The following is a 10231-nucleotide window of genomic DNA, read 5'->3' as shown; positions in this document are numbered from 1 at the left end:
GGTGAGGGGGTGGGTGAGGGGGGTGGGGGTTTAGGGGTGGGTGGGTGGGTACTCGGGGGTTACGGAGTGCTGAACTTGGAGGTGCAGGAGCCATGCTGATCCTCGGCTTATTGCTGGTGGTGATCAGCGGCGCCGCAGCGGCGTTGTTGATCGCCTTCAACAGCGGCGGTGCTAAGGAGACCGTCTCCCTGTTCGGGTGGGACATCGCGGATGTGAACCACATGCAGGCGTTCCTCGCCGGCATCGTGCTTTCGCTGCTGTTCATGCTCGGCCTCTCGATGATCATGCGAGCCGGCCGGCGTGGCCGGGAGAACCGCGCCCGCTACAAGGAAGCCCGACGTGACGCGAAGTCCGCCGCCGACGAGCGGGACGAACTCGCCGAAAAGCTCCGCAGGGAGGAGCAACAGGCCCACCAGCCGACGGTCGCCCAACCGGTGCAGACCCAGGCCACGGGCCAACACGCGGCGGGTCAGCGGATGACGGGCCAGCGCATGACCGGTCAACACGTCGAATACCCCACTGATGCCCGCAGCGCCGGCGCCCCGGAGCAGCGGGGGATCACCAACCTCCGACCTGGTCAGTCGCCTTCCAGGTAGGCGGACTGGCCCACCAACGGCCGGTCACGGACCCCAGCGCTCACCCCCAGCGCACGGGCCGTGCCCGGCCGTTTGGTACGAATTCACACGTATGGGTGATCTTCGGCTGGCCTAGTGGGTGACCCGGTGAAAGCTGTTTTCGCTGAGTGGATACTCTGTCACCCCATCGTGGTTGTTGATCGTCGCCAGCGATCCACAACATGGGGTTCACAACATCTTCCAGCCGGAGGCATTAATGGCACACAACTCGACCTCGCGCCGCCGGTTCGGCGCAGCTGTCGGGGCTTTCGGCGTCAGCGTCGTCGCTGCCGCCGCGCTCATCGGGATGGCCGGCACGGCCAGCGCGCACACTCCGAAGTTCTCCTCGGACTGCGCCGAGGACGGCTCATGGGTGAAGGTTGAGCTGACGCAGTACAACGACAAGGAAGCCAACACGGTCGCCGTCTCCATCGACGGTGCCGTCGTTGCCGAGGAGGAGTTCGGCAAGGGCTTCGAGCAGACCTTCGACAAGCTGGACCCGGCCGCCGAGCACACCGCCGAGATCAAGGTTGTCGCCTGGGATGACCCGGACGCCAGCAAGGGCTTCTCCTTCACCGAGGGCCTGACCATCGAGGCCTGCGCGCAGCCGTCGACTCCGCCCGAGGAGCCGACCGTGCCGTCCGAGACCCCGGAAGAGCCGGCTCCCTCCACCACCCCCGAGGAGGTCCCGCCGCCGGCTTCCACCGAGGCCCCGACGACCTCCGTCGAGGTCGAGGAGGCCGCGCTGGCCGAGACCGGTGCGAGCATCGCGATCCCGCTGGGCATCGGCGCCGTGCTGCTGGCCGGTGGTGTCGTGCTGATGGTCGTCGTCCGTCGCCGCGGTCGCGCCGACCACCAGGCGTGACGATCAGCTAAACGAGAACACGACTGAGGGGCGGGCCCGTACGGGCCCGCCCCTCAGTCGTGTCGGCCTACCAGACGTCGCGCCGGCGCAGCAGCAGGCCGCCGGCCAGCAGCGCCGCGGCGGCCCAGCCCGCGGTCACGCCGAGCCCGAGCCAGGGGTTTCCGGACAGGTCGGTGGTCGCCTGCACGGCGAGCCCGGCGCTCATCGGCCCGATCCGCTCGAGCAGGCGTTGCCAGAACGGGCTGCCGATCACCTGCGCGAGGATGGGGATCAGGTAGAGCAGGCCGAGAACCACCCCGATGCTGGTCGCGGAGTCCCGCACGACGGTCGCCACGCCGAGGCCGAGCAACGCGATCAGCACGAGATAGCAGACCGACCCGACGGCCGCGCGCAGCGTCGGCCCGTCGGCCATGGACAGGGCCGGACAGCCGTGGCCGGACAGGATGAGCCGCCCAGCCAACAGCGACCCGAGCACCGCGATGGCCCCGGCCGTGGCCACGACCCCGGTGAGGACAACGGCTTTGGCCGTGAGGACGACGATCCGGCGGGGCAGGGCCGCCAGGGTCACCCGGATCAGGCCCCCGCCGTACTCGCCGCCGATGACCTGCACGGCCAGCACGGCGACCAATGCCTGGCCGAGGTAGACACCGGTGAGGCTGAGCCTGGTGGTGTCCTCGCCACACCCGGCGCAGGTCATCATCGAGGTCACCGCGACCCCCACGGCGACGGTCAGCCCGACGACGCCGGCCAGCAGCCACCGGGGGCCGGCGACGGTGCGCAGCTTCGTCCACTCCGCGTGCACCGCCGGCCTCACGCGTCCCGCCTGCGGAGTAGATATGCCGCCACGGCCAGGCTCACGACCGCGTAGCCGGCCAGGACCGCGTACCCGGCCACCGGCGTCAACGGGAAATAGCCGTTGTACGGCGTGTACACGCTGGTGACCTGGTGGTAGGGCACCAGCGTCTGCTGGACGGCGAAGGCCGCGGCCGGCGTCACCCTGGCCAGCCAGTCCGCCACCCCCGCTGGCAGGAACGGGTTGGCGATCAGCAGATAGGGCAACACGATGGCCACGATGACGGTGGCGACCGCCCCGGCACCGCGCCGGACCACGCTGCCGACGGCGAGCGCCAGGATCGCGGCGGTCGCGAGCAGCGCGGCGGTCCCGAACGCCACCCGGAGCCCGGTCGCCGGCGACACCGGAAACAGCGGCACGCCGTTGGCCACGGCAAGCCATTCGCCAAGCGGCGCCGCGACCACCGCCCCCGCCAACCCGGCGGCGAAGGTGACCGTGCCGAGCACGATGGCCTTGGCCGCCAGCACCTGGCCGCGCCGAGGACTGGCGGCCAGGGTGAGGTGGATCAGGTTCTCCCGGTACTCGGCGGTGACGAACAGCGCCCCGACGACGATCACCACGATCAGCGCGGCGAACGTGCCGGTGAGCAGGTCGCGCAGGGTGCCGCCGGTCGGCAGGGTGTCGCGGACCGCGGGCGCCAGGTCGCCCGCGCCGGTCACGGTGAAGCGGCCGTCGACCGCCGTGACCGAACCCGACGTGTGCCCCGGATAGCCGGCGAAGGTGGCGGCCTCGCCGCCCACCTGGTCCCCGGTCCAGTCGCCACCGCGCCAGCCAGCACGGACACCGAGGTCCTCGAACACGGCTGTGGACACGCTGCCGGCGGTGCCCATACCCCGCACGGCCGGCGGCGAGGCGACGAACAGCCCGACCTGCGGGGTCGCCCCGAGCCCGGCCAGGTGAACGGTGCCCACCCTGGTCCAGCGTGCGCCGTCGACCGAGGCGTACCCGGTGACCGCGTCGCCCGCGCGGTCCAGCCGCAGCCAGCGGGCAGCCCCGGCGGAGTCCGGGAGACCGGTGTCGTTGACGTAGCTGTCCTGCATCCGCACGCCGTGACCGCCGGTCACCATTATCGCCGCGTAGGGCGACCCCGGACGGGTGCCGTCCTTGATGATCAGCCCGGCCTTCGCCCACGGCACCCGGCCCGGCCGCGGCTCATCCGGCCCGATCGGGACGCGGCTGTCGAGCGCGGACACGGCGACGGTGACGCTGCCGTCCCCGGCCAGCGGCTGGTGGACGAAGTAGAAGCTGTCGGCGACCGGCTCCCCGCCCGGCCCGATCGGCACGGCCGGCCCGCCCCGCTGGTCGCTGCTGATCCCGGCGAGCAGCGCGACCAGCACCACCGTCAGCGCCACGGCCACCATGCCGGCCACCAGCGCCCGGAGCGTGCGGAACTTGGTCCACTCCGCGTGCAGCACCTGGGGAAAGCGGGTCACCGGGACACCTCCCCTGACGCGGCCCGGAACTCGACCGCGCCGCGAGTGAGCTCCAGGTAGGCCTCCTCCAACGTGGCGCGGTGCGCGGACACCTCGGCGAACGGGACCGCGCTCCCGGTGAGCGCCACCACGACGCGCTCGGCCGGCAGCCCGGTGACGGTGACCGTGTCCCGCCCGGTTGCCGCCACCGCGGCGCCGGCGCGCGTGAGCACCGTCATCGCGGCCGGTGGCGCGGTGGTGCGCACGACCACCCGGCTCCCGGACGCGGCCGCGATCAGTTCGGCCACTCCGGCGTCGGCGACGACCCGGCCGCGCCCGACCACGACGAGATGATCGGCCGTGCCCTGCACCTCGCCCATCAGGTGACTGGACACCAGCACGGCGCGCCCCCGCTCGGCCAGCGACCGCAGGAAGCCGCGCATCCAGACGATGCCCTCGGGGTCCATACCGTTGAACGGCTCGTCGAGCAGGACGATCGGCGGATCGCCGAGCAGGGCCGCGGCGATCCCGAGCCGCTGCCGCATCCCCAGCGAGTACCCGCCCGCGGTGCGCCGCGCCGCCGAACGCAGACCGACCTGGTCGAGCACCTGGTCCACCCGCCCCGCGCCAAGACCCTGGGCATGCGCCAGCCACAGCAGGTGGTCGCGGCCGGTGCGGCCGGGATGCGGCGCGGTCGCGTCCAACAGCGCGCCCACGTGGCTGAGCGGACGCCGAAGGCGGTGATAGGGCTGCCCGCCGACCAGCGCGGTGCCCGCGTCGACCGCGGCCAGCCCGAGGATCACCCGCATCGTGGTGGACTTCCCGGCCCCGTTCGGCCCGACGAAGCCGGTCACCAGCCCCGGCCGGACGGTGAAGGACATGCCGTCGAGGGCCTGGGTCTGCCCGTACCGCTTGCGCAGCCCGGCGACGACGACTCCCTGGTCGCTGGTTCGGTGTGGTCTCATGCGGGGAAGTTCTAGCCAGCACCCGGTTCCAGCCCGGTGGCGGCGGCTGCGACCTGGTTGGAACCCACCACCTGGCATCGTGGCGCCCGTGCCCAGTCGAACCAGCGGTGACCCCCGGTGAGAGTCCTGGTGGTCGAGGACTTCGAGGTGCTCGCCCGCGCCATCGGCACCGGGTTGCGCCGCGAGGGGATGGCCGTCGACGTCGTGCTGGACGGGATCGACGCCCTGGACCGGCTGGCGCTCACCCGCTACGACGTGGTCGTCCTGGACCGGGACCTGCCCGGCGTCAGCGGCGACGACATCTGCCGGCGGATGGCCGACGACCGCGCCGGCACCCGCCTGCTGATGCTGACCGCGGCCGACACCATCGAGGACCGGGTCGCCGGGCTGAGCCTCGGCGCCGACGACTACCTGCCCAAACCGTTCGCCTTCGCCGAACTGGTCGCCCGCGTCCGGGCACTGGCCCGCCGGGCCGCCCCACCGCTGCCGCCCACCCTGTCCTGCGCGGACATCACCCTCGACCCGGCTCGCCGGACCGCGTCGCGCGCCGGCAGGCGCCTGGAGCTCAGCCCCAAGGAGTTCGCGCTGCTCGAATGTCTGCTCGCCGCACCGGGCCTGGTGCTGTCCGCCGAGGAACTGCTCGAACGAGTCTGGGACGAGGCGGCCGACCCGTTCAGCTCAGCGGTCAAGCACACCATGCACCGGCTGCGCGGCAAGCTCGGCGACCCGCCGGTGATCGTGACCATCCGCGAGGGCGGCTACCGGATCGGCCCGCCATGACCGGCCGGCTCACCCGGCGGTCACTGCAGGCCCGGCTCACCCTCTTCTACGCGACGGGCATCTTCCTCGCCGGGTTCGCGGTGCTCGCCGTCGTCACCCTCCCGCTGGCCGGCCTCCAGTCGACCGCGCCGGCCGACAGCCCGGCGTCGCCCACGATCACCGGCACCGGGCAGGGGATCGGCCCACACCAGCTCCTGGCCGGCGCCGCGGTCGCCCTCGTCCTGCTCATCCCCGTCGCCTGGGCGCTTGGCTGGTTCGTCGCCGGCCGCTTCCTGCGACCCCTGCGCGACATCACCGCCACCGCCACCGCGATCTCCGCCGGAAACCTCCACCAGCGCCTCGACCTCGGCGAACCAACCGACGAGCTGACCGCCTTGGGCGCCATCCTCGACGACCTCTTCGCCCGGCTGGAAGCCTCCTTCGACGCCCAACGCCACTTCGTCGCCAACGCCTCCCACGAGCTCCGCACCCCGCTGGCCGGCCTGCGGACCCTGCTGGAAGTGGCGCTCGCCGATCCGCACGCCGACGCCGACACCCTGCGCGCGACCTGCCAGGAGGCCCTCGCGCTCGGCGGTCACCAGGAGCGGCTCGTGCGGGCGCTGCTCGCGCTGGCCACCAGCGAGCGCGGCATCACCCACCGGGACAGCGTCGACCTCGCGCAGGTCGTCGCCGACGTGCTCGCGTCCCGCCGGGACCAGGCCGCCCGGCGCGGCGTCGCGCTCACCGAGCACCTCGCGCCGGCGGCGACGGCCGGGGACCGGCGGCTGCTCGACAGCCTCGTCGCCAACCTCGTCGACAACGCCGTGCGCCACAACCATCCGGACGGGCACGTGGCGATCAGCACCGGGACCGCCGGCACGGCGGCGATCCTGACGGTCACCAACAGCGGACCGGTCATCCCCGACGACCAGCTGCCGCGACTTCGCCAGCCGTTCCAACGACTGCCGGACCGGCGAGGAAACCGCGACGGCGACGGTCTCGGCCTCGCCATCGTGGACGCCGTCGCCAGGGCACACCAGGCCACCCTCACCACCACCGCGCGCAGGGAAGGCGGCCTGGCCATCACCGTGCGGTTCGCGCCCGACCAGCGGTGACCGCGGCCCGCGCGGTTGTGTTTGCCTTGACGCGCGCGTCAATGTCTACCCTCGACAGCATGCGAATCGGGGAGCTCGCCAAGCGTGCCGGCACCACCACCAGGGCGTTGCGGTTCTACGAGGCACAGGGTCTGCTGCCGGCGGGGCGCAGCGCCAACGGCTACCGCGACTACGGCGACGAACACCTGCGCCTGGTCAGGGAGATCCAGACCCTGCGCACCGTCGGCCTGAGCCTGGCCGACACCAGACCGTTCGTCGAGTGTCTGCGTGCCGGCCACGACACCGGCGACTCCTGCGGCGACTCGATCGAGGTCTACCGGCGCAAGCTCGCCGAGGTCGACGCCTGCCTGGCACACCTCGGCGCCGCGCGCGCCGAGCTCGCCGGCAAGCTCGCCGCCGCACTCACCCGCAGGGACGGCTTCGTCGATCCCTGTGTCGTGCCAACCTGAGGGAGCCAGCCATGCCAGCGCCGATCACCGATGCCACCTTCGCCGACGAGGTACTCCGCCACGACCAGCCGGTGCTGGTCGAGTTCTGGGCGACCTGGTGCCCGCCGTGCCGGATGCTCGATCCGATCCTGGCCGAGATCGAGCGCGACCACGGCGACCGGCTCGCCGTGCGCAAGATCAACGCCGACGAGAACCCGGCCACCGCGCGGGACCACCAGGTGCTCGCGCTGCCCACGATGATCCTGTTCCACCACGGCCGGCCGATCCACACCATCGTCGGCGCCCGGCCCAGGACGCGTCTGCTCGCCGAGCTGGACGACGCGTTGCTCGCCAGCACGGCTCAGCGGCGCAGCTCCTCCTCGTAGTACTCCCGCAACGTCTTGAGGCACCGGCCACGGGTCGGGCCGATGCCGCCGACCGGCATGTGCAGCGTCTCGGCGACCACCCGGTACTCCGCCCGGCCGGCGAGCACGGTCAGCCGCAGCATCTCCTGACAGCGCGGGCTGAGCCGGTTGAACACCGTCCACAGTGTCCGGTCGCGGTCGTCGCGCAGCACCTCGTCCTCCGGGGTCGGGTCGGCCGCCGGCAGCAGGTCGGCACCGGCGTCGCCGAGCTCGACCACCCGCGCGCGGTCGGCCTGCCGGCGCAGGTGGTTGGCCTCGCGCCGGGTGGTGGTGATCAGCCAGGCGGCCAGCGCGCGCGGGTCGGTGAGCCGGTCGACGTTGCGCAACAGCGCGAGCCACACCGTCTGGGTCACGTCCTCGGCCTCGGCCCGGCTCAGACCGTTGCCGCGCGCCACATGCCACAACAGCGGCGTCAGCTCTGTCACCAGCGCGGTGAACGCCGCCCGGTCACCCTGTCGGGCGGCGACCAGACACGCAGTGTGTCGTTCCCGGCCGGACAGTCGCCGCCATTCGGTGCGCGCCCGTGCCCGGATGAGAACGTCGCGCAATCCGTCCTCCACATCGAACGGTGGCGTGCGCTCCTCGGCGCGTTCCCAGCGCCGCAGCATTACCCGGAGCTGATCGATATGGGCGATTATCTCCGATTCGGTGACGTCCAGAACACCGGCGATCTCCTGTTTCGGATATTTCTCCAGATAGCACAGGATTGCCACGGCGCGGCGGGTTGTCGGCAGCCGTTCGATCAGTTCCCTGGCCGAGCCGGGGTGGTCCTGCTCGGCCGGCCGTTCGTCCCGGTCGGGGTACCGGTCGGCGACCGCGCGCACCGCCAGACAGGTCACGTTTCGCAGCTTGTCTTCGGTGGCAAGCAGATCGTGGCTCTCCCAGCGGTGCAGCAGCCGTTCGTAGGCATGCTGGGTCGCCTCCCGCGCCACCCGCTGGTCGCCACGCGCCATCAGGTACGCGACCCGGAAGGCGCGCTCCACAGTGTCCCGGTAGAAGGCCGTGTATTCCGCCGGGGCGGGGTCGATGTCCTCGCTGTGCGCCGTCACCGTACGCATGGCCCTGATCGCTCAGTCACAGTCGCCGTCGTTGTCGCGAATGCCACACTCGATACTCTGCTGATATCGCGGTGCGGAGGCAAATTCTTTGTACGAATTCCGCACAGTCCGACCCGATAGGGTGACTCCGTTTGAGCGACCGAGTGCTAACCGCGGGTCACACGCATCTCCGCGACGGCCCGGCCGGCCCGTTCCCGCCACTCCGGTACCGCCGCCCGGTCGACATCGGCCAGGTTCGCCAGCAACTCGGTGACCACGTCGTCGGCGCCCTCGTCGTCGCCGAGGACGGTCAACAGCGACGCCAGGCCGACATAGGCGCGCGCCCAGTCCTCGAGGTACTGGTGCAGTCCGTTGTCCACCAGCACGGCGTAGCAGTCAACGGCCACCACGAACCCGTGGTGCGCGGCCCCGTTGCGCCGGGCGTGCAACGCCGACATTCCCAGATGGATCCCGGCCTGCCCGCACATCGCGTACCCCTGCTCGGTCGGCCGCGCGCGGATCAGCCAGCCCAGGCTGCCCACGATCTCCTCCACCCGCCGCGACGACTCCTGGGTGCGCCCCGCCCTGGACAGCGCCGCGGCCGAGGTGAGCGCCTCCTGCTGGGCGGCGAACCAGGCCGGCAGGTCGGCAGGCGCGAGCTCGACCACCGTACGCAGGGTCGCCAGCTCCGCGGCCAACCCGTCGGCCACCACGTCGTCGGCGGCCAGAACCGTTCTGGCGGCGCCGATCGCGGCGATTGCGGCGTCCACATCGGACAACCGGTGGCGGGCGTAGCCATAGGACGCGCGCAGCCGCGCGGCCGGCTCGACCAACTCGGCGCGCCCGCCGGTGATCAGCCTGCCGTAGTGGGTGAGCCCGGTGCGCGCGGCGTCGACGGCCGCGCTGAAGTCCCCGAGGTCCAGCAGCGCGTTGGCCAGCCGCCGGTGCCACTCGGCCAGATCCTCCTCGCCGCGCAGGCCCCGCCGGACGAGCAGGCCGAGCTCGGTCGCGGACTGCTGGAGCACCTGCACCGACTCGTCGAGGTGCCCGGCGTCGGCCAGCGCGCCGCTCAGGCTCTCCAGCACGAGCACCCGGGTGAAGCCCGGCTCGTCGGCGTCGGCGAGCAGGTGCAGCGCGTGCTGGTGATGGCCACTGGCCCGGATCGGCTCGCCCGCCAGCCGCGCCAGCACGCCGAGCTGGCGGTGGGCGGTCGCGGCGAGGTCGCGGCGGCCGGGCGCCTCGCCGATCTCCGACTCGGGCAGCAGGCGCAGCACCTCCTCGAACTGCTCCCGCGCGCCGTCGGTGTCGCCGGCCGCCAGCAGCGCCGCGCCCAACCGCTCCCGCGCGGTGGCCAGCTGGTCGGTCCAGTCGCCCGGCCCGTCCAGGTCGGCCATGCGCTGCCACAGGTCCACCGCCCGGACGGCGATCTCGGCGCCGGCCCTCGGGCTCTTGTGCTCGCGCACCAGCGCGGCCTCGCGGTCGTAGGCCGCCGCCAGGTCGTCGGCCAGCCCGGCCTGGCCCTCGCGCACCACGGCGGCGCCGAGCATGATCCGCGCCGACCGGTAGGCCGCCAGCGCCGGACTCGGCCGGTGGAGCCGCTCGTTGGCCCGGCCGGCCAGCAGCCAGCTGCGGCCGAGGTCGCCGGCCAGCTCGTGGCGGCCGTGTTCCCGCACCAGCGGGGTGAGCAGGTCGATGGCCACGACCACCGCGTCGAGCGCGCCGGCGATCTAGGCGACCAGCCGCGCCCGCTCCAGCTCG

General features: G+C 72.6%; 11 protein-coding genes and 1 pseudogene. 6 read left to right on the top strand and 6 right to left on the bottom strand.

Translation table 11 applies throughout. The annotated features are described in order from the left end of the window. Window positions 1-92 precede the first annotated feature (92 nt). Window positions 93-596, top strand: a complete 504-nt coding sequence (locus ACYVIP_RS26565; RefSeq protein WP_460401052.1) for a hypothetical protein — start codon at window positions 93-95, stop codon at window positions 594-596. 172 nt (window positions 597-768) lie between these two features. Then, window positions 769-1479, top strand: a complete 711-nt coding sequence (locus ACYVIP_RS26560) for a hypothetical protein (protein WP_460401050.1) — start codon at window positions 769-771, stop codon at window positions 1477-1479. A 67-nt stretch (window positions 1480-1546) separates the two neighbouring features. Here the strand turns inward: ACYVIP_RS26560 and ACYVIP_RS26555 are convergent, their stop codons facing one another. From ACYVIP_RS26555 to ACYVIP_RS26545, 3 genes are read right to left on the bottom strand one after another with little or no spacing between them, the layout of a single operon-like run. Further along, complete coding sequence (locus ACYVIP_RS26555; RefSeq protein ID WP_460401048.1) at window positions 1547-2293, bottom strand: ABC transporter permease; 747 nt, start codon at window positions 2291-2293, stop codon at window positions 1547-1549. Then, window positions 2290-3765: an ABC transporter permease subunit gene (locus ACYVIP_RS26550; protein WP_460401046.1), complete on the bottom strand. Its 1476-nt coding sequence runs from the start codon at window positions 3763-3765 to the stop codon at window positions 2290-2292. Before ACYVIP_RS26550 ends, ACYVIP_RS26555 begins: the two co-directional genes overlap by 4 nt. After that, entirely contained in the window at window positions 3762-4709 is a 948-nt protein-coding gene (locus ACYVIP_RS26545) for an ATP-binding cassette domain-containing protein (RefSeq protein ID WP_460401044.1), read from the bottom strand. The genes ACYVIP_RS26550 and ACYVIP_RS26545 overlap by 4 nt, the downstream gene beginning before the upstream one ends. Window positions 4710-4826: 117 nt before the next feature. On the opposite strand from ACYVIP_RS26545, the gene ACYVIP_RS26540 reads away from it, so the two are divergent. From ACYVIP_RS26540 to trxA, 4 genes are read left to right on the top strand one after another with little or no spacing between them, the layout of a single operon-like run. Next, window positions 4827-5489, top strand: a complete 663-nt coding sequence (locus ACYVIP_RS26540) for a response regulator transcription factor (protein ID WP_460401042.1) — start codon at window positions 4827-4829, stop codon at window positions 5487-5489. Next, window positions 5486-6583 (top strand): sensor histidine kinase, encoded by a 1098-nt coding sequence (locus ACYVIP_RS26535; protein ID WP_460401040.1) that lies wholly within the window; start codon window positions 5486-5488, stop codon window positions 6581-6583. Before ACYVIP_RS26540 ends, ACYVIP_RS26535 begins: the two co-directional genes overlap by 4 nt. Before the next feature lie 59 nt (window positions 6584-6642). Then, window positions 6643-7032, top strand: coding sequence for a MerR family transcriptional regulator (locus ACYVIP_RS26530; RefSeq protein WP_460401038.1), 390 nt, complete (start codon window positions 6643-6645; stop codon window positions 7030-7032). 11 nt (window positions 7033-7043) lie between these two features. Further along, window positions 7044-7397 carry a thioredoxin gene (trxA, locus tag ACYVIP_RS26525; protein WP_460401036.1) on the top strand — a complete coding sequence of 118 codons (354 nt, stop codon included), beginning with the start codon at window positions 7044-7046 and terminating at the stop codon, window positions 7395-7397. On the opposite strand, the gene ACYVIP_RS26520 is transcribed toward trxA, so the two are convergent. From ACYVIP_RS26520 to ACYVIP_RS26510, 3 genes and pseudogenes are all read right to left on the bottom strand, one after another. Continuing rightward, window positions 7373-7969, bottom strand: a complete 597-nt coding sequence (locus ACYVIP_RS26520; protein WP_460401056.1) for an RNA polymerase sigma factor — start codon at window positions 7967-7969, stop codon at window positions 7373-7375. The two genes, trxA and ACYVIP_RS26520, sit on opposite strands and share 25 nt — an antisense overlap. A gap of 117 nt (window positions 7970-8086) precedes the next feature. Continuing rightward, window positions 8087-8389: pseudogene (locus tag ACYVIP_RS26515) on the bottom strand (RNA polymerase sigma factor); the annotation flags it as partial. A 251-nt stretch (window positions 8390-8640) separates the two neighbouring features. Then, window positions 8641-10179: a hypothetical protein gene (locus ACYVIP_RS26510; RefSeq protein ID WP_460401034.1), complete on the bottom strand. Its 1539-nt coding sequence runs from the start codon at window positions 10177-10179 to the stop codon at window positions 8641-8643. Window positions 10180-10231 lie beyond the last annotated feature (52 nt).

This window comes from Actinophytocola sediminis (assembly GCF_054779715.1).
This window is presented reverse-complemented; position numbering and strand designations above follow the sequence as displayed.

What these genes read in the sequence shown, in the direction of transcription:
- ACYVIP_RS26565 (WP_460401052.1), top strand. Translation starts at nt 93, where the DNA reads ATGCTGATCCTCGGCTTATTGCTGGTGGTGATCAGCGGCGCCGCAGCG.
- ACYVIP_RS26545 (WP_460401044.1), bottom strand. Translation starts at nt 4,709, where the DNA reads ATGAGACCACACCGAACCAGCGACCAGGGAGTCGTCGTCGCCGGGCTG.
- ACYVIP_RS26535 (WP_460401040.1), top strand. Translation starts at nt 5,486, where the DNA reads ATGACCGGCCGGCTCACCCGGCGGTCACTGCAGGCCCGGCTCACCCTC.
- ACYVIP_RS26530 (WP_460401038.1), top strand. Translation starts at nt 6,643, where the DNA reads ATGCGAATCGGGGAGCTCGCCAAGCGTGCCGGCACCACCACCAGGGCG.
- trxA (WP_460401036.1), top strand. Translation starts at nt 7,044, where the DNA reads ATGCCAGCGCCGATCACCGATGCCACCTTCGCCGACGAGGTACTCCGC.